Below are 22951 nucleotides of genomic sequence, written 5' to 3' on the forward strand. Positions count from 1 at the left end.
GAAGTAAATTTTAGTTAAGGTGTGTTTCGTAGGCATCTAAGAAAGATGCAACATTTTGAAACAAGGTTTCCACTTCAATAACAATACTTTCGGCTTTCGACTGGGCACTTAGTGCACCAAAGGCGGTGTAATATTCTTCGCCACCAATATTTGAAATACCTACGGTGGTAAGAGGAAACACCATGTGAGTAGACAGTATTTCATGGTCAAGCGCAGGCTTATCTTTTACTTCCGACGCGGCGAACAAGAGACTTTCTACCAAAATTTGCTCACCGCTAATTGCAAGCCATGCATCAATGCCGTCTTGATTAGCAATAAGTAAGCAGTTTTCCTCATGTGTTACCACAAAGTCATCGTGCTCTTTAAATAAGGCTTCGATGCTTTCCAGTTCCCAGCTCATACCTTTCTCCTTTAGTTATTAAAGCGATAATGTTGAAAACGAATGTCGTATATGTGGTGCCTTACAACGCATTGCTTTGCTTAAAACTGTGTTGAAACACAAAACTTAAAACCTAGCATTACTAAAAGAACAACCGCGGTTACTGTAACGACTATTTTCGTCTTCGCCAATATCTTGACTTGCAGTGTAGACCTGTTGTGCCATAATCGTCAACATTAAATACATGCTATAAGTGTAAAAAAGTGTGTTTTTGTAAATTATATATCACATTTGTATGGTTTTTGGAGGCTGTGTGAACACAGGAAATACGCAGAGTGCAAAGAGTGCATGGCGACAAACGGTTGCAAGAGTCGTGAAATCTGAAATGTCTGTGCGCGGCGTAAAATATCAAGCGCTAAGCCAAAGACTTGAAGAAATAGGTGTGGATCAAAGCGCTGACAACCTGAGGAATAAAGTGAATAAAGGTATTATGGGGGCCGATTTATTGCTTCAGATTTTATACGTGCTTAAAGCTCGACCTTTAGATGCTGCGCTTTTAGAAGAAATCTTAACTGATCTTAGTGTTTCGAAAGAGTAGAATAGGGCAGATAAAAAAGTACCCGGCACATGCCGGGTACGAACGATAAGGAATGTTATGGGAGAACATCATCACTATCTGGAGCAGATATTAATCGTTTAAGTATTTGCTCGCTAGTACAAAATTCAGCTAGTGCGTATTTTGTGCGATAAGTAGGTATTAATATCTATACATGTAGGCTGAGAGGTAGGATTTCTAAGACTTTGGTCGACATTGATTTCTGTGAAATTTCGCAACTTTAGTATAATTACCTCCTCTTGAAATTGTGTTAAACCATAAAGAAAACAACATAAATTGCGTATAAATTAAGAATCTATTATTTATGAAACTATCTGAATTCAGCTTTACCCTTCCGGAAAGCCTAATTGCAAAATATCCCACCGAAAATCGTTCAGCCAGTCGCCTATTGCAGCTGGACGGCAAATCGGGTGACGTTCGCCACAGTATGTTTGCTGATATGGTCGAGCTTTTAGATGAAGGCGACTTGCTGGTTTTTAATAATACCCGAGTTATTCCCGCACGACTTTTAGGTAAAAAAGAAACGGGCGGTCAAGTTGAAGTGCTGATTGAACGCATTACCTCAGACAATACTGCCTTGGCGCATGTTCGCGCGAGCAAGGCACCTAAGCCAGGAACTAAGCTTATTCTTGAAGAGAAAGTGAATGTGACGGTGACAGGGCGAGACGATGCGCTATTTGTTTTACAGTTTGACCATGACGAAACCGTATTGACGCTATTGGAAGCGCATGGCCACATGCCGCTTCCTCCCTATATTGACCGCCCAGACGAAAACTCAGACAAAGAGCGCTATCAAACCGTTTACAATCAAAAGCCAGGCGCTGTTGCAGCACCTACTGCAGGGCTTCACTTTGACGACGCTATCTTAGAAGCGCTTAAAGAGAAGGGCGTGAATTTGGCTTTTGTAACCTTGCACGTGGGTGCGGGTACCTTTCAACCCGTGCGCGTTGACAATATTCTTGAGCACAAAATGCACGCGGAGTTTGCAGAAGTCCCCCAAGAAGTCGTCGATGCTGTGTTAGCTACAAAAGCTAATGGAAAGCGTGTTATCGCAGTGGGAACAACCTCTGTACGCTCTTTGGAGTCAGCGGCAAAAGCAAGTGCAGAACGCGGTGACCAAGAGGTTATTGCGCCATTTAACGAAGACACAGAAATCTTTATCTACCCGGGCTTCGAATTCAAAGTAGTAGACGCCATGTTCACTAACTTTCACCTTCCAGAGTCTACGCTAATGATGCTAATTAGTGCATTTGCCGGTAAAGACAACGTGATGAATGCCTACCAAGAAGCGATAGAAAAAGAATATCGATTCTTTAGCTATGGTGACTCTATGTTTATTGAGCGTGCCTCAGCACATTCGGCTACGATAGAAGGCGTGTAAATCGGTGTTTTGCAGGCCTTTCCAGCTTAGTTACAGATAAACATAGATACGGGGCATGATCTCAGCCAAATTACTGGTATAATCGCCGCCAATTTATTTTTATACCCAGCGCAGAAGCGCACAAAAGTGGGAATGCTTTCACATGCAATTTGAGTTGTTAAAAACCGAAGGCCGAGCACGACGCGGTCGTTTGGTGTTTGAACGCGGTGTTGTTGAAACGCCAGCGTTCATGCCAGTAGGTACTTACGGTACTGTTAAGGGAATGACCCCTGAAGAATTAAAAGACAGCGGTGCACACATCTGTCTTGGAAATACCTTTCACCTAATGTTACGCCCTGGTACTGGCATTATTCGCCAGCACGGCGATCTGCACGACTTTATGAATTGGGACAAGCCGATCCTCACTGACTCGGGCGGCTTCCAGGTATTTAGTTTGGGTGACTTGCGTAAAATTACCGAAGAAGGAGTAACGTTCCGCTCTCCAATTAATGGCGAAAAGATTTTGCTTACGCCTGAAAAGTCGATGGAAGTTCAGCGCGATTTGGGTTCTGACATCGTAATGATTTTTGACGAGTGCACGCCGTATCCCGCCACTGAGCAAGAAGCGCGCGTTTCAATGGAAATGTCGCTACGTTGGGCCAAACGTAGTAAAGAAGCCCACGGTGATAACCCGGCGGCACTTTTTGGTATTATTCAAGGCGGTATGTACGAAGGTCTGCGTGATGTCTCACTTGCAGGTCTTGAAGCTATTGGATTTGACGGCTATGCCATTGGCGGCCTTTCAGTAGGCGAGCCAAAAGAAGACATGATCCGCATTATCGACCATACTGCGCCGAAGATTCCAGAGGATAAGCCTCGCTATCTTATGGGCGTGGGTAAACCAGAAGATTTGGTTGAGTCTGTGCGTCGCGGTATCGATATGTTTGACTGTGTTATGCCTACGCGTAATGCGCGAAACGGTCACCTGTTTGTGACAGAAGGCGTAGTGAAGATTCGCAATGCGAAACACAGAAACGACACCTCGCCATTAGATGAGAATTGTGATTGCTACACTTGTAAAAACTATTCTCGCTCTTATTTACACCATTTGGACAAGTGTAACGAAATCTTGGGTGCGCGCTTAAACACCATCCATAACCTTCGCTACTATCAGCGTGTGATGCAGGGTCTTCGCGATGCGATTGACGCAGGTACGCTTGACGAATTTGTACAAGAATTTTATGAACAAAAAGGGTTGCCGGTTCCGGCACTATAACAACGATAATATTTGGGGAATTTTATGAGCCTATTTATCTCGAACGCTTATGCACAGTCTGCTGGTGCACCGCAAGGTGGTGGCATGGAAATGATCATCATGCTAGCTGTATTCGGTTTAATCTTTTACTTCTTGCTTTACCGCCCACAGGCTAAGCGCGTGAAAGAGCATAAAAACCTAGTATCTTCGCTAGGCAAAGGCGATGAAGTATTAACACAAGGTGGTTTGGTAGGAAAAATCACTAAAGTGTCAGAAGAAAAAGACTTCATTGAAGTTGCACTTAACGAATCAAACAACATCGTTGTTCAGAAGTCTTCAGTAACTGCTGTGCTGCCTAAAGGCACCATGAAGTCACTGTAAGTAACAATAGCCGGGGCCGGGACGCTTCCCGGTACTGGCACGAAAGGATTATCCAGTGCTAAACAAAAACTCTATTTGGAAAGTACTGAGTGCACTCATTGTTGTTGCAGTGTGTGCACTTTATGCGCTTCCTAACATTTACGGTGAAGACCACGCCGTACAAATCTCAGCAGGCCGTGATGCCGTGGTGACAGATGCCACTGTTGAACAAGTGAAAGCCGCGCTAAGCGAAAAAAACATCTCTCCAAAGCGTGTTGAATTTGAAGGTGAACAAATTTTAGTTCGCGTTTCTGATTCAGACACCCAGCTAGTTACTCGCGAAACATTAGAAAAAGCCCTTGGCGATGATTATTACGTTGCTATGAACCTTGCTCCGGACACGCCAGAGTGGCTTGAAGGTTTAGGCGGCGCCCCGATGAAGCTAGGTCTTGACCTTCGCGGTGGTGTTCACTTCTTAATGGAAGTGGACATGACAGAAGTGATTACCAAGTCTCTTGAAGATGCAGAAAGTGGTTTTCGTACCTCACTGCGCGAAGAAGGCATTCGCTATCGCGGTGTAAAACAGGTAGACGATCATATCGACATTACTTTTCGCGATGAAGACGCGCTAGACAAGGCAGAGTTCTTTTTGCGTAACCAAAGTCGCGACCTTACCTTTAACCAGGTCGACGATTTAACACTTCGCGCTATTTTTGCTGAAAGTAAGCTTCAAGAAATTCGCGACAACGCAGTTAAGCAAAACATCACTATTATTCGTAACCGTGTTAACCAACTTGGTGTTGCTGAACCGCTTGTTCAAAAGCAAGGTGCTGACCGCATTGTTGTACAGCTTCCAGGTATTCAAGACACCGCTCGCGCGAAAGAAATTCTAAACGCGACGGCGACCCTAGAATTTCGCATGGTGGACCAGAAGAACGACATCCGTGACGCATTAAACGGTCGCGTTCCTCCTGGCTCTCAGGTGATAGAAGATCAGCAGGGCATTCCACAGCTGCTTGAAAAGCGCATTATGCTTACTGGTAGCCACATTATTGATGCGAATAGCGGTGTTGATGAATATGGTCTTCCAAACGTAAACATCTCGCTAGATTCTGAAGGCGGTAACAAAATGTCTCGCTCAACCCGCGGCAACATTGGTAAGCCAATGGCTACGGTCTTTATCGAGTACAAATCTACCGGTGAGAGAAATGACGACGGTAAGCTTGTATTTGAAAAGCATGAGCAAGTTATCTCAGTTGCCACCATTCGTGCGCAGCTTGGCAGCAAATTCCAAATTACAGGTCTTGATTCACCGAAAGAAGCGCGTGATTTAGCGTTACTACTTCGTGCGGGTGCACTTATTGCGCCTATTCAAATCGTTGAAGAGCGTACGGTTGGACCAAGCTTGGGTAAAGAAAACATTGAACTGGGTATGCAAGCCATCATGTATGGTTTGGCTGCGGTACTTGTTTTCATGTTAATTTACTACAAAGCCTTTGGCGTGGTAGCCAACATCGCGCTTATTACAAACCTAGTCATGATTGTAGGCATTATGTCTATGATCCCTGGTGCGACACTTACGCTTCCGGGTATGGCAGGTATTGTACTAACCGTCGGTATGGCGGTGGATGCAAACGTGCTAATTTTCGAGCGTATTCGAGAAGAGCTTCGTGACGGTCGCAGTCCACAACAAGCCATCCATCAAGGTTACGACAGCGCGTTCTCCACCATCTTGGATGCGAATATCACTACTTTCCTTGCTGGTCTAATTCTGTTTGCAGTGGGTACCGGCCCAATCAAAGGCTTCTCTATTACGCTAATGATTGGTATCGCAACGTCTATGTTTACCGCTATCTTAGTTACTCGCGTTATTGTTAACGCAGTATGGGGTGGTAAACGTCTAGAGAAATTAGCGATTTAAGGAGTAAAAAATGCAGTTATTAAAATTATCCGAAACCGTTAATTTCATGCGCCTGCGCATTCCTGCGATGGTGCTGTCGACAATACTTATTATCGGCTCGTTCGTTTCTTTAGGTGTCAATAGCCTTAACTGGGGTTTAGACTTCACAGGCGGTACGCTTATTGAAGTTGGCTATGAAGACGCAGCCGATTTAGAAGGCATTCGTGTTCAGCTTAATGAATCGAACTTCGAAGATGCTATCGTGCAAAACTTTGGAAGCAGCCAAGACGTATTGATACGTATAGCGCCACGTGATGGTGTTAAAGCTGTGACTATTGGTGAGCAGGTACTAGAGGCACTGCGTGCTGACGGTACTGCGGTTGATATGCGTCGTATCGAATTTGTAGGGCCTAACGTTGGTGAAGAACTTACCGAGCAGGGCGGCCTCGCGATGCTAGTGGCCCTACTGTGTATCTTAGTATACGTAGCCATGCGATTTGAATGGCGATTTGCTTTAGGGTCGGTTTCGGCGCTTGCTCACGACGTTATCCTTACGCTAGGTTTATTTTCGGTACTTCAAATCGAATTTGACCTTACTGTACTTGCAGCGGTACTCGCGGTAATTGGTTATTCACTTAACGATACTATTGTTGTTTGTGACCGTATTCGTGAGAACTTCCGCAAAATTCGTAAAGGTGAGCCTGTTGAAATTATCAATATCTCGCTAACGCAAACCCTAAACCGTACTATTATCACCTCATTAACCACGGTGTTGGTATTGGTCGCATTATTCTACAAGGGTGGTGCACTAATTCACGGATTTGCAACAGCATTGCTGTTTGGTGTAGTGGTAGGTACTTACTCATCAGTGTATATTGCAAGTTCAGTGGCACTTGCATTGGGTATTAGTAAAGAAGACCTAATGCCACCACAAGTAGAAAAGGAAGGCGCAGATTTAGATCCTATGCCTTAGTCCTATCTTCGTGATACGTACAAAAAGCCGCATCTATGATGCGGTTTTTTTTATGCCTAACGTTCACAAAAAAGGCGCCGTTAATAGCGCCTTCACTTAATGTTCTAATGTGGGTTCAGTCCCAATCTGCGTAGCAAATTCTTACTTAAGGTGCTTCTTATTTAAGATGCTTCTTACTTAAGGTGCTTAACTAGGCCTTGAACAACCTTCACGCTACCTGCAACAATTTCGCCTTTGTGAAGCGGATCGTTTCCGCCTTTAAAGTCTGTTACCAAACCGCCGGCTTCTCGAACAATAAGTTCACCTGCTGCGATATCCCAAGATTTAATGCCGCGCTCCCAGTAACCGTCGTGGCGGCCAGCTGCAACGTAAGCAAGGTCTAGTGCTGCGCTACCTGCGCGGCGAATATCACCCACTTCGTGGAAAATCTTGTTTAGGCTTAAAGCGTATTCGCCAAACTGAGCTTTGTTTTTGAAAGGCAGGCCAGTAGCAATAATGGTTTCAGTAAGATCACGTGGTTTAGAAGCACGAATACGGTAGCCGTTTAGCTGTGCACCTTGACCACGGCTTGCGGTAAATAATTCGCTGCGAATTGGGTCGAAAACAACCGCTTGGTCTAGACGACCTTTGTGAAGAAGTGCAATTGAAACGGCAAAGTGAGGAATGCCTTTTACAAAATTAGTGGTGCCATCTAGTGGATCGATAATCCACTGATAGTCAGTTTCTGTACCTAGAACTTCACCCGCTTCTTCACCTAGGAAGCAATGGTTCGGGTAAGACTGCTGAATTTTGGCAATAATTGCTTGTTCTGCTTCTTTATCAACTTGAGTAACGAAGTCGTTTAAGCCTTTTGACTCTGTCGCTACTTCATTATGTTTTTCAAAACCACGAACAATAACTGTTCCAGCCGCACGCGCAGCGCGCACCGCAATATTCAGCATAGGATGCATAGATAAACCACCAATTGTAAAAGACCAATGAAACAAACTAGCTGTATAAAAAATAGCTAGTTGCTTTCGAAAACGGGCGGAGTCTACCAGAATCTATGCACGATGCAAATGAATTCCCAGCACAATAGCGTGAATAGCCATCTATACTGCCGCTGTGTTAAACTTCACGCCATTAAGGTCTAAAAGATAGTGCGACAAAACCGCATATTATCGAATTAAAGACGCTATCCAAAAAGTACGTAGGTATTACACGCATGCTCGAGAATATTCGCATTATTTTAGTTAACACGTCTCACACGGGAAACATCGGCTCGACAGCAAGAGCTATGAAAACCATGGGGCTGAGCAGCTTATATCTTGTCGACCCAGTAAATGAGCCAGACGGCCAAGCCAGTGCATTGGCGGCAGGGGCAGGTGATGTGCTTGCTAACGCGAAAATTGTAAGCACGCTGGAAGAGGCAGTTAAAGACTGTGGCTTGGTAGTAGGGACGTCTGCACGCTCTCGCACTCATTCATGGCCGATGTTAGGCCCGCGCGACTGCGGCGAGAAGCTGGTCCAAGAAGTAGAAAAGTATCCGGTAGCTTTGGTGTTTGGGCGTGAGAACAGTGGTTTAACTAATGAAGAGCTGCAGCAGTGTCACTTCCATATGTGTATTCCAGCCAACCCTGAATACAGCTCACTTAATTTAGCAGCAGCAGTGCAAACCCTTTGTTATGAAATTCGCATGGCCTATCTTAATCGCGAAACATACCCAAGCGTTGAAGAAGAATATCCACTAAATGATGATTTAGAGCGTTTTTATACGCATTTGGAAAGCACGCTGGAAGGCACGTCTTTTATACGTAAAAGCCACCCAGGTGTGGTAATGACTAAGCTACGCCGCTTGTTTAACCGAGCACGCCCTGAGTCTCAAGAGCTTAATATATTACGCGGTATATTGGCGTCTATCGATAAATCGGTGAAGAATGCTAACTCAGGCGATGCAGACCCTGCACCAGCGATAGAAGAAAAAGAGTAAACACTATGTTCGCCCGTATAAAAGATGATATTCAAGGTGTTTTTCATCGCGACCCTGCGGCCAGAAATACCTTTGAAGTGCTAACCAACTATCCTGGCCTTCATGCAGTGTGGCTGCATCGAATTAGTCACAAATTGTGGAAGGCAGAATGGAAATGGTTGGCACGTACTTTATCAACGTTTAGTCGTTGGCTTACGGGCATTGAAATTCATCCAGGGGCAACGTTGGGACGCCGGGTATTTATCGACCACGGTATGGGCGTAGTTATCGGTGAAACCGCAGAAATTGGCAATGATGTTACTCTATACCATGGGGTGACTCTTGGCGGTACTAGCTGGAAAGCCGGCAAGCGCCATCCAACCCTTAAAAACGGCGCAGTCGTGGGGGCGGGGGCTAAAGTCTTAGGGCCGATTACCATTGGTGAAAACGCCAAAGTAGGGTCCAATTCTGTAGTTGTTAAAGATATTCCAGACGGCGCTACAGCAGTTGGCATTCCCGGTCGTATCATTATTTCTAAGCAAAGAGAGTCGAATGCCACGGTAAATCCTCAGCGCGATAAAATTGCTCAGAAATATGGTTTTGATGCCTATGCAGTCGCGCCAGATAACCCTGATCCGGTGGCCAATGCTATGGGAGTTATGCTAGAGCACATGCATCAAATGGATACGAAAGTAGAAGAGATGTGCAAGGTCATTCAGTCATTGGGTGGCGATGTGTGTACCGATAATTTACACAACATTAGCGCTGAAGATTTCGCGGATACGGGCTTTGATTTAACCGAGACTCAAGAGCGCGAAAAAGCCCACTCTTCCTTCGACCCAGCAATTTAAAACTTAAGCCCTATTTGATTCTAATAGGGCTACAGATAGTCCGCCACCACACTACAACAGTGATTAAAAGTCTGCATTTACAATAATTTAACATCATTGTTGACTCGCGTAAGACTCCAACATACATTGTGATAATGTTATTTATGACTTTTCATGGATGTTATGCAGAGCGAGTTACCACTTTTAGACGTTTTGATCGTAGGAGCGGGTATTTCGGGTATCGGCTGCGCCTACCACATTCAAAAAAAATGTCCTGACCTTTCATATTCTATTATAGAAGCCCGCGGTGATTTGGGCGGCACATGGGACTTATTCAAATACCCGGGAATACGCTCAGATTCTGATTTATTCACCTTTGGCTACGAATTCAAACCTTGGAAAGAGAAAAAGGCCATTGCTGATGGTCGTTCAATAAAGGCTTATGTTGAAGAAACTGCGGCTGAAAACGGTATTAAAGAGCGCATACGTTTTTTAACTCGTGTGGTAGATATAAATTGGCAAAGCGATAAAAACTATTGGCGGGTTACGTTAAAGTCAGAAGAAAGTGGGCAGAATGAGCACATTGCCGCTAGATGGATATTTAACGCTTCTGGTTATTATCGATACGATAAAGGTTATGCACCGAATTTCAAAGGGCAATCACAATTTAACGGTCAGATTGTACATCCACAGCATTGGCCTGAAGATCTGGAATACGAAAACAAACGCGTAGTGGTAATCGGAAGCGGTGCAACGGCGGTAACGCTGGTTCCCGCTCTAGCGAAAAGCGCATCGCACGTGACTATGCTGCAAAGAACGCCATCCTACGTCTTGCCTGTTCCCGTAGATGACCCAATCGCAAAACATTTACGCGCGTGGTTTAGCGAGGATACAGCGTTTAAAGCTGCGCGTTGGTTTAACATAGCGAAACAGCGTTGGGTGTACGCGTTTTGTCAGCGCTTTCCACATCGTGCGCGCAAAATAATACGCAGTCTTAATGCAAAAATGTTACCCGAAGGGTATCCAGTAGATATACACTTTAACCCTCCTTACAATCCTTGGGAGCAGCGACTGTGTGCAGTTCCGGGTGGAGATTTATTCGAGTCAATTTCGAAAGGTAAGGCGTCGGTTGCAACAGATACTATAGAAACGTTTACTGAAACGGGCATTAAACTTGATTCGGGCCAGCATATTGAAGCAGATATTATAGTGACAGCCACTGGTTTAAACCTTCTGCCTTTAGGAGGGATAGTACCAAAAATTGATGGTGAAGCTGTTTCGCTTCCAGAATGCATCACGTATAAAGGTATGTTACTCAGTGGCGTACCTAATTTTGCTATTGCGGTGGGCTATACAGCTTCATCGTGGACACTAAAAATTGGCCTTCTATGTGAACATTTCACGCGATTGCTCAATCATATGGAAGAGCACGGCTTTACACAGTGTACACCTATAGCAGATCCACATATAGAAACACAGCCGTTGTTAAACTTTGGCGCTGGCTACATCCAGCGCTCGTTAGAACAGTTGCCACGTCAAGGCATGCACTTTCCTTGGTCTATGTCGTTTAATTATGCACAAGATGTGAAGATTTTTCGGAAAGGTCGTGTAGACGATCCAGCTCTTAAGTTTGAATAGAAATTTCAATAGACGCACACTTTCTTTTATTAAATCAAGAGAGCTTTAAATGAGTTTAGCCCAGCATCATGAGCAATACGTAATGCTTAAAAGCGGTGATAGGTTTTGCTATGCCGAACATGGTGTCGGAAATACCGATACCATTGTACTTATTGCGGGTTTAGGTCTTCAGTTAGTTTATTGGCCAAACGCGCTTATTGAGCGTTTAGTTGCTAGTGGATTTCGCGTTATTTGCTTTGACAATCGTGATGCGGGACGGTCAGTACGCAGCGACACACCGCATCCTTCACTTCTTCAGCAACTAATAGGCAAGGCTCCTAGCGGGGCTTACGGACTGGAGCGCATGGCTGAAGATACTGCCCAGCTTTTGGAGGCGCTAAATATTGAAAGCGCACATGTTGCTGGAATGTCCATGGGAGGGATGATTGCGCAAACTCTCGCGAGCCTTTACCCCGAAAAAGTGCAATCTATGACGTCTATTTTCTCTACCACTGGGAGCCGAAAAGTTGGTCAGCCATCGTATTCAACGCTATGGCGTTTAGCAAGAGCAAAAGCTCCAGTAAGCGAAAATGACGCGGTTAGAAATTATGAAGCTATGATGACCCATATAGGCGATGCGGCGGCAGAAGATGCAATAAATCAATGGCACCAGTATGCGAAATTAGCATGGCAGCGCAATGGTGGTAAGAGTGATGCAAAAGCCCTGTTTCGGCAAATTGGTGCAATCATTAAATCAGGTGATCGAACGTCAATGCTTCAAAATGTAAAAGCACCGACATTGGTGATACACGGAGATGTTGATCACATGGTGCACCCCAGTGGCGGTGTTGCAACAGCCAGAGCGATATCAGGTGCTAAACATCAAGTATTGCGCGGGTTGCGCCATCAAATAGATACTATTCAATCACATCGGATAGCAGATAGTATCCTTGCTCATATACACCTGCATGCAAACAAGTAGCGCTGCTGGTCGACGTGATTTTTCACCTGAAGAATAAACGATCCCTTAGCATTTAGGACAAGAGATACCACGCAAATTTAGCGCCTATAAGCGCTTATTTTGATGGGGCTGAAACGAAACAAAACCCTTGATGTACAAAAGCGATTACACGCATCAATAATACCTGACTAGTTTACTAGGTCTTATACTTGACCATTTTAGTCGGGTATGTGAAAATTCCCGCACTACAAAACGGCGGGAGAATCCAATGAAACTCACTTCTAAAGGGCGCTATGCGGTTACCGCAATGCTTGATGTCGCTTTGCACTCAAAGCGTGGTCCAGTGCCTCTTGCCGATATTTCAGAACGACAAGAAATTTCCTTATCTTACTTAGAGCAGCTATTTTCTCGGCTGCGTAAAGAACAACTGGTAGACAGTGTTCGCGGGCCCGGTGGCGGTTATTTGCTGGGCCGGGAAGCAAGTGATATTGCGATAGGCGAAGTTATTCGCGCCGTCGACGAGTCCATTGACGCTACGCGCTGTCAGGGGCAAGCCGATTGCCAAGGCGGCGATCGTTGTTTAACCCATAGCTTATGGCAAGACCTAAGCGACCGTATTGCCGCATTTTTGAATTCGATCACGCTTGGTGAATTAATGGCTAAGCGCGATGTACAGGAAGTGGCCGGTCGTCAGGACGGTAATGCATCACTTCGTCATATCACTAAAGATATAGAAGTCAGTATTCAACTTTAAATTGGTATTAAGCAACGCATGGCTTTATCAACACCCATTTACTTAGATTACGCAGCAACGACCCCGGTAGACCCAAGTGTGGCCGAGGCGATGGCAAAATGCTTAACGCTTGAAGGTAACTTTGGTAATCCGGCTTCTCGTAGCTACCGCTTCGGCTGGATGGCTGAAGAAGCGGTAGATGTTGCTAGAAATCAAATTAGCGACGCGCTGAATTGCGACCCCAGAGAGATTGTTTTTACCTCGGGCGCAACTGAGTCAAATAACCTCGCTATTAAAGGTATTGCGCAAGGCTATGCTGACAAAGGCAAGCATATTATTACTGTAAATACCGAGCACAAAGCGGTATTGGATACTTGTGAGTACCTAGAAAAGCAGGGCTTTGATGTTACCTATCTTGAAGTACAGTCAGACGGGTTAATTGATTTAAACGAACTCGAAAACGCGCTACGCGACGACACTATCTTAGTATCGGTCATGCACGTGAACAACGAGCTAGGCGTTATCCAAGACATCGAAGCCATTGGACAACTTTGTCGCGACAAGGGCGTGTTTTTTCACATAGATGGCGCGCAGAGTGTGGGCAAGATAGCGATTGATTTGTCAGAGCTTCCCGTAGATTTACTGTCTATATCAGCCCATAAGATTTATGGTCCGAAAGGAATGGGGGCCTTATATGTGCGTCGCCGCCCTAAAATCAATTTGGTAGCACAGATTCATGGCGGTGGACACGAGCGTGGCATGCGTTCAGGTACCTTAGCCACCCATCAAATTGTTGGAATGGGTGAAGCCATCGCACTGGCGTCGTCAAAAATGGAAGAGGACAGTGCGCGCATATTAAAGCTGCGTGAATCGCTGTGGCAGGGCCTGCAACAACTTGACGATATTTATTTAAACGGGCATGCCACGCAGCGCATACCTGGCATATTAAATGTAAGTTTCGCGGGTGTAGATGGCGAAAGCTTGATGATGGGCTTAAATGACATTGCCGTATCTTCAGGGTCGGCATGTACGTCAGCGAGTTTAGAACCCTCTTATGTACTAAAAGCCATTGGCCGCAGTAATGAGCTGGCTCACGCAGGTATACGTTTTAGCGTAGGGCGTTTTACGACCCAAGAAGACATTGATTACGTAGTAAACAAAGTCGTTGATGTGACAACGCGACTGCGCCAAGCGGTTGTTGCTTAAACGCTTTAATAGTCGTTTAGCTAGGTGTTTGACTAAGCGCTAAAAACAGAGCTTAGTGTAGAGCCTGATCAACCGTTTGAGCGTAGATTTGAGCAAGCGTTATTGTTCGGGACAAGGCGTGGGTTGTGTTAACACATTCTATTGATTTTAGGGAATGTGGACGAAAATTAATGCGAGCTTGAAGAAAATGGAGCTTCAAGCAGCGTTTAGAACATGTAAGTAGCCATAAATTAGTGGCTGAATATTTGAGTGAAATAGTCGGGTATTATATACTACGGCACCAAAAATTTTAGGCTGTCCGCATGTAACTGGCAGTTTCAACAATTTTGTGGGGGATAAGCCCAACTAAATAAGGTTGTTGAAGTTGAAGATTTACATAAATTACCAAGACCGTGGGGTAATTTATTCGCCAGTTGAGTAGAAAGAATAGTGGCAGCAAATGCAGGCAAACAAGTGAGATCCCAACATGAGTGAACAGATCGAACAGGCGTTAGAAAGAAAGTACGATGCAGGTTTCTATTCAGAAATCGAATCTGAAACGTTTGAGAGCGGCCTGGACGAGTCGGTTATCCGCCGCATATCAGCAATGAAAAACGAGCCTGAATGGATGCTTGAATGGCGCTTGAAGTCTTACCATGCATGGCTAGAGATGGAAGAGCCAGACTGGGCGCACGTCGACTATCCAAAAATTGACTATCAAGCCATCTCTTACTACTCGGCACCAAAGAGCATGAAAGATAAACCTCAGTCGTTAGACGAGGTGGACCCAGAGTTACTGCGCACCTACGAAAAACTGGGTATTCCGCTGCACGAACAAGAAATGCTAGCGGGCGTTGCTGTAGATGCGGTATTCGATTCGGTATCAGTAGTTACAACATTCCGTGAGAAGCTTGAAGAAGCAGGCGTTATTTTCTGCCCAATTTCTGAAGCAGTACAGAAATATCCAGACCTTGTTAAAAAATACATTGGCTCAGTGGTTCCGCGTACTGACAACTATTTCGCCGCGCTAAACAGCGCCGTATTTACTGATGGTTCATTTGTTTATATTCCAAAAGGCACACGTTGCCCAATGGAGCTTTCTACTTATTTCCGAATAAACGAAATGAACACGGGTCAGTTCGAGCGTACCTTAATCGTCGCCGATGAAGGCAGCTATGTAAGCTACCTTGAAGGTTGTACTGCTCCGCAACGCGATGAGAACCAGCTGCACGCGGCAGTGGTAGAGCTTGTTGCGATGGACGATGCCCAAATTAAGTACTCAACGGTACAAAACTGGTATCCAGGCGACGAGAACGGTAAAGGTGGTATCTACAACTTCGTTACAAAACGTGGTGTAGCGCATACCAATGCTAAAATATCTTGGACACAGGTAGAAACCGGCTCTGCGGTTACGTGGAAGTACCCAAGCTGTGTACTTAAAGGCGACAACAGTGTAGGTGAATTCTATTCAGTAGCGCTAACACGCGGTCGCCAGCAAGCTGATACCGGTACTAAGATGATCCACGTGGGTAAAAATACCAAGTCGACCATCATCTCTAAAGGTATCTCAGCGGGTAACAGCAATAACGCCTATCGTGGTTTAGTCCAAATGGGCCCGCGTGCAGACGGTGCACGTAACTTCACCGAGTGTGACTCGTTACTTATCGGTGACAAGTGTGGCGCGCATACGTTCCCGTATATAGAAAGCCGTAATCCTTCCGCTATTGTTGAGCACGAAGCAACAACATCGAAGGTGAGCGACGAACAATTATTTTTGTGTCAGCAACGTGGCTTAGACACAGAGAAAGCCGTTTCTATGATCGTTAACGGTTTCTGTAAAGAAGTATTCAAAGAGCTGCCAATGGAATTTGCCGTAGAAGCCGGCAAGCTGCTCGAAATTAGTCTTGAAGGTTCAGTGGGGTAATCAATGCTTAGTATCAAGAATTTACATGCCAGCGTGGAAGAGAAAAACATCATTAAAGGTCTTAACCTTGAAGTTAGACCTGGTGAAGTACACGCTATCATGGGTCCCAACGGAGCCGGTAAAAGTACACTAGGTTACGTGCTATCTGGCCGTGACGGTTATGAAGTCAGCGAAGGCGAAGCCATGCTTAATGGCAAAGACCTACTTGAGCTTGAAGTGGAAGAGCGTGCCCGCGAAGGCCTTTTCCTTGCATTCCAATATCCAGTAGAAATTCCTGGCGTTAGCAACATGGAATTTATGAAAGAGTCGGTAAACGCTATGCGCGAAGAGCGTGGCGAAGAGCCTCTATCGGCTGCTGAGTTCCTTAAAAAAGCTAAAGAAGCCTGTAAGCAAGTTCAGCTTCCACTAGACTTCCTAAAGCGTGGTGTGAACGAAGGTTTCTCTGGTGGTGAGAAGAAGCGTAACGAAATCATGCAAATGATTTTGCTAGAGCCAAAGCTTTGCATTCTAGATGAATCTGATTCAGGCCTTGACGTTGATGCGTTACAGGTTGTTGCAGATGGCGTTAACAGCCAGCGCGACGGCGAGCGTAGCTTCATCGTTGTTACTCACTATCAGCGTCTTCTTGACTACATTAAGCCTGATTTTGTGCACATTCTTGCTGACGGCAAAATCGTGAAAAGCGGCGACGCTTCACTTGCACTAGAAGTAGAGAAGAGCGGTTATGCATTTTTAGGTAAGGCGTACGAGGAGGCTGAGGCATGAGTCAATGGCTAGAACAGGTCATTGATAGCGCACAGCGGGACGATTATTTATCGCCCGTGCGTCAACAGGCCTTAACACAGTTAAAAGCTGACGGCTGGCCAGCGCGTAGAAGCGAGAGCTGGCGTTTTACGCCGCTCACGCCTGTAGAAAAGCGTGAAGCGAAACAAGCTGTTCAAGCAGACAGCCTGCCAGTTCCAGCAATAGAAAACCTGAATGCTATCGACTTAATTTTCGTTGATGGTGTATTGGTAACGCAAGTAAACACCTTGAACGTGCCTGCTGGCATGACAATTACGTCGCTTAATACCGACGATGCAGCTACGCAGCAAGCTATTAACAGTGTCTACGGTCAAGTTAAGCCAACCCGTCATATGTTTGGTTTGGTTAACGACGCGCTTTGCCAACACGGTATATTTATCAGTGTTGAAGCAGGCGTAAAAATCGACACGCCGGTACGCATCGTGAACATGGCTTCACAAAATGTAGACGCTCATACGCGCGTGGTAGTGAAAGTAGCAGAAGGCGCAAGTGCTACTGTTATCGAGCAAGGTTTTGGCGATACGGAAAGTTTAACCACAGCGTTTGCTGAATATGACCTTGCTGATGATGCACACCTAGAGCACTATCGTTTTGCTATGTTTACGGGCAAAGCAAAGCAGCTAGGCGGCAGCCACTTTAAGCTTCATAACCGCACTACGCTTAACAGCACTATGGTGGGCTATGGCAGTGAGCTATCTCGTTTAGACGTAGATATTCACCATGCTGGTGAATTCGCTGACGCGAAAATGAACGCTATTTATCTTCTAGCAGAAGGCGAGCTATTCGACCTTCACTCAACCATTGAGCACGCGATGCCTAATGGTACAACAGAAGAAAACGCGCGCGGTATAGTTGGTGACAAGGCCCGTGCGGTATTTAACGGTCGCATTCATATTCATCGTGACGCGCAAAAAACACTTGCTGAGCTTAATAACCGCAATCTATTGCTATCTCGCCGAGGCGTCATTAATACCAAGCCTGAACTAGAGATTTATGCTGACGACGTGAAATGTGCCCATGGTGCGACTGTGGCAGAGATTGAAGAAGAAGCGCTGTATTACATGCTTACTCGTGGTATTTCGCGTAGTAAAGCACTAGTTATGCTGAACTTCGGTTTTATCCAAGAGCTTATCAACGATGTGCCAAACGTAGCAGTACGTGAGTGGCTTGCGCCTATCTTAAGCGAGCGTTTCGCCCAGATGGAGGTGAAATGAGTTTAGACGTTGCAGCACTTCGTGCCCAGTTTCCTATTTTATCGAAAACGGTAGACGGCAAACCGCTGGTATACCTCGATAACGCGGCAACAACACAAAAACCACAGGCGGTGATTGACGCCTTGGTAGATTTTTACACGGGTACGAACGCAAACGTGCACCGCGGAGCGCATCATTTATCCGATGAAGCCACGCGCCGCTACGAAAATGCACGTACCAGCGTTGCTACGTTTATTAACGCTAACGTTCGCGAAGAAGTCATTTGGACTGCCGGTACCACCGAAGCTATTAATATTGTCGCTAATGGTTTAAGTCAGCTACTTACTGAAGGCGATGAAGTGATGGTGACCGAGCTGGAGCACCACGCTAACTTAGTGACTTGGCAGCAAGCTTGCCGCCGCTCGGGGGCAACGTTAAACGTTGTGCCTATTTTCGATAGTGGTGAGCTTGATGTTGAAGCGTTCGACAGATTGCTGTCTGAAAACACTAAGCTGGTGGCTTTTCCCCATGTATCGAATGCGTTAGGCACGGTTAACCCAATTAAGACACTTACCCAAAAAGCGAAAGCAGTTGGCGCATGGGTATTAGTTGATGGCGCTCAGGGCATTGCACACGGCGGCGTTGACGTACAAGATATTGGTTGTGATTTTTACGCGTTTTCTGGCCATAAACTATTTGGTCCAACGGGTATAGGCTGCTTGTGGGGCAAAAAAGAAGTGCTTGAAACCTGGCCAGTATGGCAGGTAGGCGGCGAGATGATCAAAGACGTGACTTACCATGAAGCTACATGGGGTGCATTACCAAACCGCTTAGAAGCTGGCACGCCTAACATTGCTGGCGCCATAGGTATGGGGGCAGCAGTAGATTGGTTTAGTGCCCTTGATATTAATGCGCTGCACGCGCACGAGCAGAAGCTGCTTGCCTACGCTACCCAGCAAGCTGAAGCGCTTGACGGCATGCGTATCATTGGTACTGCTCCTAATAAAGTAGGGGTGCTGAGCTTCCTACTTGATGGCGCTCACCCTGCAGACGTTGGCTTTATTCTGGATAGACAAGGCGTGGCAATTCGTACCGGTGATAACTGTGCACAACCGCTAATGAAACGCTTTGGTATTCCGGGTACTGCCCGTGCGTCGTTCTCAATTTATAATACGCTTGAAGAAGTAGACAGCTTATTCGCTGCGCTCAAGAAAGCAAAAATGATGTTGGCCTAAGGAGGCATTATGAGTGTTGAAACTTTCGTACCTAGTACAAAGCTCATTACGCTAACTGACAGTGCCGTTAAGCATTTCGAAAGTAAGCTTAAAGACAAGCCTGGTCAGTTAATTCGTTTATCAACAAAAGTAAGCGGCTGCACCGGTTATGCTTACGTGCTTGATTTCGCTGATGGCGCACAAGCAGGGGATGAAATTGTAGAGATTTCTCCTATTGTAAATGTGGCTGTCGCAGCCGATGCAACAGACCTTTTGCGTAATACAGAAATCGATTACGTGACTGAAGGTGTGAATGGCATCATCAAGTACAACAACCCTAACGTGGTTGATGAATGTGGGTGTGGCGAGAGCTTCAACGTGGGCTAATGCCTGCGTTCATAGCCCACAACGAGTATTACCAAGAGTACAAAGTCGTATATGAAGCAAAAAATGGTGACCACCGAGCGTGAATGTAAGGCACGTTTGGTTCCTGCAGGCAATCCCACCGTTATACCCGAAGGTGAGTTTGTTAATATCACGCAAGAGCTAGGTGGTAACTACACCGTAACTTGGCGTGGTAATATGTACCGTATTGACGGTACCGATGCTGGTGCTATTGGCCGTAAAGCCATGACGCTAAGCTTTGACGCTCCCGAAGATGGGAACATCAGTGAACAACAAGTGTGGGATGCTTTAGAAACTATCTATGACCCAGAAATCCCCATCAACCTTGTATCGCTCGGCCTTATCTATAAGGTGGATATTGACCAAGCATCTGGTGCCGTAAATATCGATATGACGCTTACAGCACCGGGCTGTGGTATGGGGCCAGTTTTAGTAGGTGATGTGGAATATCGCGTAGCTATGGTGCCTCATGTTAAAAACGTGAACGTTGAATTGGTTTTTGATCCAGCTTGGTCACGAGACATGATGAGTGAAGAAGCACAGCTTGAAGCGGGTTTGTTCTTTTAAGCGGTTAATATACCGCCTACCTATAATTCTTTTTACACAATTACGGAAATAGCAATGCAACTACCTAGCAGTGACGAAATTATTGATGATTTAGCGTTCTTCGACGATTGGGAACAGCGTTATCAGTACATCATTGATTTAGGAAAATCTATTCCGGGTTTACCAGAAGATGCTAAGACGCCTGATCGTTTAGTAAAGGGGTGTCAGAGCAGCGTGTGGTTGGTAGAGTCTTACGACGGTAATAAAATCAACTTTGATGTGGACAGTGATGCCGTTATTGTTCAAGGGTTACTAGCGTTAGTACTTGCCGCCTACAACGACAAAACGCCAAAGGATATTTTAGCGTTTGATATCGACGGCTATTTTGAAGCGTTAGATCTTGAGCGTCATATCACTCCGACCCGAGGCAATGGCTTACGCGCTATCGTGGGTAAAATTCAAGAGCTTGCAAAAGCTAACGCCTAAAACCTAAAACCTTATTGCTGGGTCAGTTATCCAACTTCACGTTAACCACCGGTAGCAGCTATCACCAGTGCAGATATTATTGCTTTAAAATATTTGCCTTCGCACAATAATGTATACACTGTCATCATATTGTCATAGCTAGTGAGTTAATCTGACACTACATTACAAGTAAAAACAATACGTTACGCCTGATTTAAAAAGGCGCTGGTCAAGCCGTTATTAATTGCCTATAATTCGCGGCCAAAATTTAAAGATACATACACAATTTGTTTGGAGAGAGAACATGGCTCTTGAGCGTACTTTTTCGATTATCAAGCCTGATGCGGTAGCTAAAAACGTAATCGGTGCAATTTACAACCGTTTCGAATCTGCAGGTCTTCGCATTGTGGCATCTAAGATGATCCACATGAGCAAAGAGCAAGCAGAAGGCTTCTATGCAGAACACAAAGAGCGTCCTTTCTTCGGCGCACTTGTAGACTTCATGACGTCTGGTCCAGTTATGGTTCAAGTACTAGAAGGCGAAAACGCTGTTCTAGCTAACCGTGAAATCATGGGCGCAACTAACCCAGCTGATGCAGCTGCAGGTACACTACGTTCAGACTACGCTGCGTCAATCGACGAGAACGCAGTTCACGGTTCTGACGCGCCTGAGTCAGCAGCACGTGAAATCGCTTACTTCTTCTCTGAAGAAGAAATCTGCCCACGTACTCGCTAAGATTACGCTGGTAGAAAGAACGGGGCCCTTATGGCCCCGTTTTTGTTTCTGAGCACGTTTTATGCTGCTTTGCTCGGCGCTCATTTAGGCAAGCTAAACCACGCTTCTCGCGCATTGCCTAAAACGCGCTCAGACGCTAAGAACGATCTGAACACGCGATATGCTGCTTTGCTCGGCGCTCATTTAGGCAAGCTAAACCACGCTTCTCGCGCACTGCCAAACTTAACTTTTCTCTGCGTTAAATCGACTTTTTCTCGTATCTCATCTGTGGTAAAATCCGCGCAAATTTTAATCAGCGCAATTCTTTTTCTTAAATGTCGTTCAAGACATAGTCGAATCGCTGGTTTTTACACCATATTCAGCAGTTAGAGGGGCATCCCTCGAAGGTAAAAGGGTCATCTTATTCATGGCAAAAACTAACTTATTAAACTTAAATCGCGAAGGCTTGCGCAATTTCTTCAAGGAAATGGGCGAGAAACCATTTCGTGCCGACCAGGTAATGAAATGGATTTACCAGCACGGTGTCAGCGATTTTGAGGAAATGAGTAACCTCAATAAAAACCTTCGCGCGATGCTCATTGAAAATTGTGAGATTAAAGCCCCTGAAATCGCTTACTTCCAAGAAGCGAGCGACGGTACTATCAAGTTCGCACTTACCCTTGAAGGCGGCCAGGAAGTTGAGTCAGTTTGGATCCCTGAAACTGATCGTGCGACGTTATGCGTATCGTCACAAGTAGGTTGTGCACTAGAGTGTACCTTCTGTTCAACCGCACAACAGGGCTTCAACCGTAACTTAAGCGTGAGTGAAATTATTGGTCAGGTATGGCGCGTAGCTACTTTCCTTGGCCTTTCTAAAGACTCAAGCAAACGCCCAATCACCAATGTAGTAATGATGGGCATGGGTGAGCCGCTGCTTAATCTTAAAAACGTAGTGCCGGCCATGGACATCATGCTAGACGATTTTGGTTTCGGTCTATCTAAGCGCCGCGTTACGCTAAGTACATCTGGTGTTGTACCTGCACTTGATATGCTGGGCGATCAGATTGATGTGGCACTTGCTATTTCGCTACACGCGCCCACCGACGAACTGCGTAATGAAATTGTACCGGTTAATAAGAAATACAATATCGAAGCATTCTTAGCAGGGGTACGCCGCTACCTAGCTAAATCTAAAGCTAACCAAGGACGCGTAACCGTTGAATATGTAATGCTTTCGAATATTAATGACAGCACTGAGCAGGCGCACCAGCTGGCTAAAGTATTAAAAGATACTCCTAGTAAGATAAATTTAATACCTTTTAACCCATACCCAGGTTCGCCTTACACTTGCTCTAGTAACTCGCGCATCGACAGATTCTCAAAAGTGCTTATGGAATATGGGTTTACCACTGTTGTGCGTAAAACCCGAGGCGATGACATTGACGCGGCCTGCGGTCAATTAGTGGGCGATGTTGTAGACAGAACGAAAAGATTGTTAAAAAAACAGGTGAAGGGCGAAGCAATTTCAGTAAAAATGGCCCAATAATCATTAAGATAATAGGGTAATA

At 45.5% G+C, this 22951-nt stretch carries 23 protein-coding genes; 21 read left to right on the forward strand and 2 right to left on the reverse strand.

Going from position 1 to position 22951, the window contains the following annotated elements:
- Nucleotides 1–10: 10 nt before the first annotated feature.
- Nucleotides 11–400 (reverse strand): DUF2170 family protein, encoded by a 390-nt coding sequence (locus ACYX4N_RS07860; protein ID WP_118493217.1) that lies wholly within the window; start codon nucleotides 398–400, stop codon nucleotides 11–13.
- Nucleotides 401–692: 292 nt separating this feature from the next.
- Between ACYX4N_RS07860 and ACYX4N_RS07865 the strand changes: the two genes are divergently transcribed.
- The 6 genes from ACYX4N_RS07865 (at nucleotide 693) to secF (ending at nucleotide 6843) form a co-directional block, all read left to right on the forward strand.
- Nucleotides 693–977, forward strand: a complete 285-nt coding sequence (locus ACYX4N_RS07865) for a DUF6471 domain-containing protein (RefSeq protein ID WP_474805674.1) — start codon at nucleotides 693–695, stop codon at nucleotides 975–977.
- 322 nt (nucleotides 978–1299) lie between these two features.
- Nucleotides 1300–2376: a tRNA preQ1(34) S-adenosylmethionine ribosyltransferase-isomerase QueA gene (gene queA / locus ACYX4N_RS07870; protein ID WP_476056183.1), complete on the forward strand. Its 1077-nt coding sequence runs from the start codon at nucleotides 1300–1302 to the stop codon at nucleotides 2374–2376.
- A gap of 142 nt (nucleotides 2377–2518) precedes the next feature.
- Nucleotides 2519–3631 carry a tRNA guanosine(34) transglycosylase Tgt gene (gene tgt, locus ACYX4N_RS07875; protein ID WP_014950189.1) on the forward strand — a complete coding sequence of 371 codons (1113 nt, stop codon included), beginning with the start codon at nucleotides 2519–2521 and terminating at the stop codon, nucleotides 3629–3631.
- A gap of 24 nt (nucleotides 3632–3655) precedes the next feature.
- Nucleotides 3656–3991: a preprotein translocase subunit YajC gene (gene yajC / locus ACYX4N_RS07880; RefSeq protein WP_390607436.1), complete on the forward strand. Its 336-nt coding sequence runs from the start codon at nucleotides 3656–3658 to the stop codon at nucleotides 3989–3991.
- 55 nt (nucleotides 3992–4046) lie between these two features.
- Nucleotides 4047–5891, forward strand: a complete 1845-nt coding sequence (gene secD, locus ACYX4N_RS07885; protein WP_179984070.1) for a protein translocase subunit SecD — start codon at nucleotides 4047–4049, stop codon at nucleotides 5889–5891.
- Nucleotides 5892–5901: 10 nt separating this feature from the next.
- Nucleotides 5902–6843, forward strand: coding sequence for a protein translocase subunit SecF (gene secF / locus ACYX4N_RS07890; RefSeq protein ID WP_474805681.1), 942 nt, complete (start codon nucleotides 5902–5904; stop codon nucleotides 6841–6843).
- A 173-nt stretch (nucleotides 6844–7016) separates the two neighbouring features.
- On the opposite strand, the gene suhB is transcribed toward secF, so the two are convergent.
- Nucleotides 7017–7793 (reverse strand): inositol-1-monophosphatase, encoded by a 777-nt coding sequence (gene suhB / locus ACYX4N_RS07895; RefSeq protein WP_474855407.1) that lies wholly within the window; start codon nucleotides 7791–7793, stop codon nucleotides 7017–7019.
- A gap of 254 nt (nucleotides 7794–8047) precedes the next feature.
- Here suhB and trmJ point away from each other — a divergent pair, with 254 nt between their 5' ends.
- From trmJ to rlmN, 15 genes are all read left to right on the forward strand, one after another.
- Nucleotides 8048–8812, forward strand: a complete 765-nt coding sequence (gene trmJ / locus ACYX4N_RS07900) for a tRNA (cytosine(32)/uridine(32)-2'-O)-methyltransferase TrmJ (RefSeq protein ID WP_476056184.1) — start codon at nucleotides 8048–8050, stop codon at nucleotides 8810–8812.
- Between the two features lie 5 nt (nucleotides 8813–8817).
- On the forward strand, nucleotides 8818–9642 hold the full coding sequence (cysE, locus tag ACYX4N_RS07905) for a serine O-acetyltransferase (RefSeq protein ID WP_474805688.1): 825 nt from the start codon (nucleotides 8818–8820) through the stop codon (nucleotides 9640–9642).
- 153 nt (nucleotides 9643–9795) lie between these two features.
- The gene (locus ACYX4N_RS07910) at nucleotides 9796–11259 is read left to right on the forward strand and encodes a flavin-containing monooxygenase (RefSeq protein ID WP_476056185.1); all 1464 of its coding nucleotides are present in this window, start codon (nucleotides 9796–9798) and stop codon (nucleotides 11257–11259) included.
- A 49-nt stretch (nucleotides 11260–11308) separates the two neighbouring features.
- Nucleotides 11309–12220, forward strand: coding sequence for an alpha/beta fold hydrolase (locus ACYX4N_RS07915; RefSeq protein WP_476056186.1), 912 nt, complete (start codon nucleotides 11309–11311; stop codon nucleotides 12218–12220).
- A 247-nt stretch (nucleotides 12221–12467) separates the two neighbouring features.
- Nucleotides 12468–12953 carry a Fe-S cluster assembly transcriptional regulator IscR gene (iscR, locus tag ACYX4N_RS07920; RefSeq protein WP_179984062.1) on the forward strand — a complete coding sequence of 162 codons (486 nt, stop codon included), beginning with the start codon at nucleotides 12468–12470 and terminating at the stop codon, nucleotides 12951–12953.
- An 18-nt stretch (nucleotides 12954–12971) separates the two neighbouring features.
- Complete coding sequence (locus ACYX4N_RS07925; protein WP_476056187.1) at nucleotides 12972–14138, forward strand: IscS subfamily cysteine desulfurase; 1167 nt, start codon at nucleotides 12972–12974, stop codon at nucleotides 14136–14138.
- A 466-nt stretch (nucleotides 14139–14604) separates the two neighbouring features.
- Nucleotides 14605–16041 carry a Fe-S cluster assembly protein SufB gene (sufB, locus tag ACYX4N_RS07930; protein WP_269917414.1) on the forward strand — a complete coding sequence of 479 codons (1437 nt, stop codon included), beginning with the start codon at nucleotides 14605–14607 and terminating at the stop codon, nucleotides 16039–16041.
- 3 nt (nucleotides 16042–16044) lie between these two features.
- A complete protein-coding gene (gene sufC / locus ACYX4N_RS07935) occupies nucleotides 16045–16806 on the forward strand; it encodes a Fe-S cluster assembly ATPase SufC (protein WP_476056188.1) in 762 nt (253 codons plus the stop codon).
- Nucleotides 16803–18059, forward strand: a complete 1257-nt coding sequence (gene sufD, locus ACYX4N_RS07940) for a Fe-S cluster assembly protein SufD (protein ID WP_476056189.1) — start codon at nucleotides 16803–16805, stop codon at nucleotides 18057–18059. Before sufC ends, sufD begins: the two co-directional genes overlap by 4 nt.
- Complete coding sequence (locus tag ACYX4N_RS07945; RefSeq protein ID WP_476056190.1) at nucleotides 18056–19273, forward strand: aminotransferase class V-fold PLP-dependent enzyme; 1218 nt, start codon at nucleotides 18056–18058, stop codon at nucleotides 19271–19273. The genes sufD and ACYX4N_RS07945 overlap by 4 nt, the downstream gene beginning before the upstream one ends.
- 9 nt (nucleotides 19274–19282) lie before the next feature.
- On the forward strand, nucleotides 19283–19639 hold the full coding sequence (locus tag ACYX4N_RS07950) for a HesB/IscA family protein (protein ID WP_025255915.1): 357 nt from the start codon (nucleotides 19283–19285) through the stop codon (nucleotides 19637–19639).
- A gap of 51 nt (nucleotides 19640–19690) precedes the next feature.
- Entirely contained in the window at nucleotides 19691–20224 is a 534-nt protein-coding gene (sufT, locus tag ACYX4N_RS07955) for a putative Fe-S cluster assembly protein SufT (protein ID WP_179984056.1), read from the forward strand.
- Between the two features lie 54 nt (nucleotides 20225–20278).
- A complete protein-coding gene (locus ACYX4N_RS07960) occupies nucleotides 20279–20689 on the forward strand; it encodes a SufE family protein (RefSeq protein ID WP_476056191.1) in 411 nt (136 codons plus the stop codon).
- 283 nt (nucleotides 20690–20972) lie between these two features.
- Nucleotides 20973–21404 (forward strand): nucleoside-diphosphate kinase, encoded by a 432-nt coding sequence (gene ndk / locus ACYX4N_RS07965; protein WP_012519000.1) that lies wholly within the window; start codon nucleotides 20973–20975, stop codon nucleotides 21402–21404.
- A 406-nt stretch (nucleotides 21405–21810) separates the two neighbouring features.
- On the forward strand, nucleotides 21811–22929 hold the full coding sequence (gene rlmN, locus ACYX4N_RS07970) for a dual-specificity RNA methyltransferase RlmN (RefSeq protein ID WP_012518999.1): 1119 nt from the start codon (nucleotides 21811–21813) through the stop codon (nucleotides 22927–22929).
- Nucleotides 22930–22951: the final 22 nt, after the last annotated feature.

It is taken from the genome of Alteromonas sp. ABH4_452 (genome assembly GCF_056311825.1).

What these genes read in the sequence shown, in the direction of transcription:
- sufB (WP_269917414.1), top strand. Translation starts at nt 14,605, where the DNA reads ATGAGTGAACAGATCGAACAGGCGTTAGAAAGAAAGTACGATGCAGGT.
- trmJ (WP_476056184.1), top strand. Translation starts at nt 8,048, where the DNA reads ATGCTCGAGAATATTCGCATTATTTTAGTTAACACGTCTCACACGGGA.
- ACYX4N_RS07960 (WP_476056191.1), top strand. Translation starts at nt 20,279, where the DNA reads ATGCAACTACCTAGCAGTGACGAAATTATTGATGATTTAGCGTTCTTC.
- iscR (WP_179984062.1), top strand. Translation starts at nt 12,468, where the DNA reads ATGAAACTCACTTCTAAAGGGCGCTATGCGGTTACCGCAATGCTTGAT.
- ACYX4N_RS07860 (WP_118493217.1), bottom strand. Translation starts at nt 400, where the DNA reads ATGAGCTGGGAACTGGAAAGCATCGAAGCCTTATTTAAAGAGCACGAT.
- ACYX4N_RS07925 (WP_476056187.1), top strand. Translation starts at nt 12,972, where the DNA reads ATGGCTTTATCAACACCCATTTACTTAGATTACGCAGCAACGACCCCG.
- sufT (WP_179984056.1), top strand. Translation starts at nt 19,691, where the DNA reads ATGAAGCAAAAAATGGTGACCACCGAGCGTGAATGTAAGGCACGTTTG.
- ACYX4N_RS07915 (WP_476056186.1), top strand. Translation starts at nt 11,309, where the DNA reads ATGAGTTTAGCCCAGCATCATGAGCAATACGTAATGCTTAAAAGCGGT.
- ndk (WP_012519000.1), top strand. Translation starts at nt 20,973, where the DNA reads ATGGCTCTTGAGCGTACTTTTTCGATTATCAAGCCTGATGCGGTAGCT.
- secF (WP_474805681.1), top strand. Translation starts at nt 5,902, where the DNA reads ATGCAGTTATTAAAATTATCCGAAACCGTTAATTTCATGCGCCTGCGC.
- tgt (WP_014950189.1), top strand. Translation starts at nt 2,519, where the DNA reads ATGCAATTTGAGTTGTTAAAAACCGAAGGCCGAGCACGACGCGGTCGT.
- yajC (WP_390607436.1), top strand. Translation starts at nt 3,656, where the DNA reads ATGAGCCTATTTATCTCGAACGCTTATGCACAGTCTGCTGGTGCACCG.
- sufD (WP_476056189.1), top strand. Translation starts at nt 16,803, where the DNA reads ATGAGTCAATGGCTAGAACAGGTCATTGATAGCGCACAGCGGGACGAT.
- cysE (WP_474805688.1), top strand. Translation starts at nt 8,818, where the DNA reads ATGTTCGCCCGTATAAAAGATGATATTCAAGGTGTTTTTCATCGCGAC.
- rlmN (WP_012518999.1), top strand. Translation starts at nt 21,811, where the DNA reads ATGGCAAAAACTAACTTATTAAACTTAAATCGCGAAGGCTTGCGCAAT.
- ACYX4N_RS07945 (WP_476056190.1), top strand. Translation starts at nt 18,056, where the DNA reads ATGAGTTTAGACGTTGCAGCACTTCGTGCCCAGTTTCCTATTTTATCG.
- ACYX4N_RS07950 (WP_025255915.1), top strand. Translation starts at nt 19,283, where the DNA reads ATGAGTGTTGAAACTTTCGTACCTAGTACAAAGCTCATTACGCTAACT.
- ACYX4N_RS07910 (WP_476056185.1), top strand. Translation starts at nt 9,796, where the DNA reads ATGGATGTTATGCAGAGCGAGTTACCACTTTTAGACGTTTTGATCGTA.
- suhB (WP_474855407.1), bottom strand. Translation starts at nt 7,793, where the DNA reads ATGCATCCTATGCTGAATATTGCGGTGCGCGCTGCGCGTGCGGCTGGA.
- queA (WP_476056183.1), top strand. Translation starts at nt 1,300, where the DNA reads ATGAAACTATCTGAATTCAGCTTTACCCTTCCGGAAAGCCTAATTGCA.
- sufC (WP_476056188.1), top strand. Translation starts at nt 16,045, where the DNA reads ATGCTTAGTATCAAGAATTTACATGCCAGCGTGGAAGAGAAAAACATC.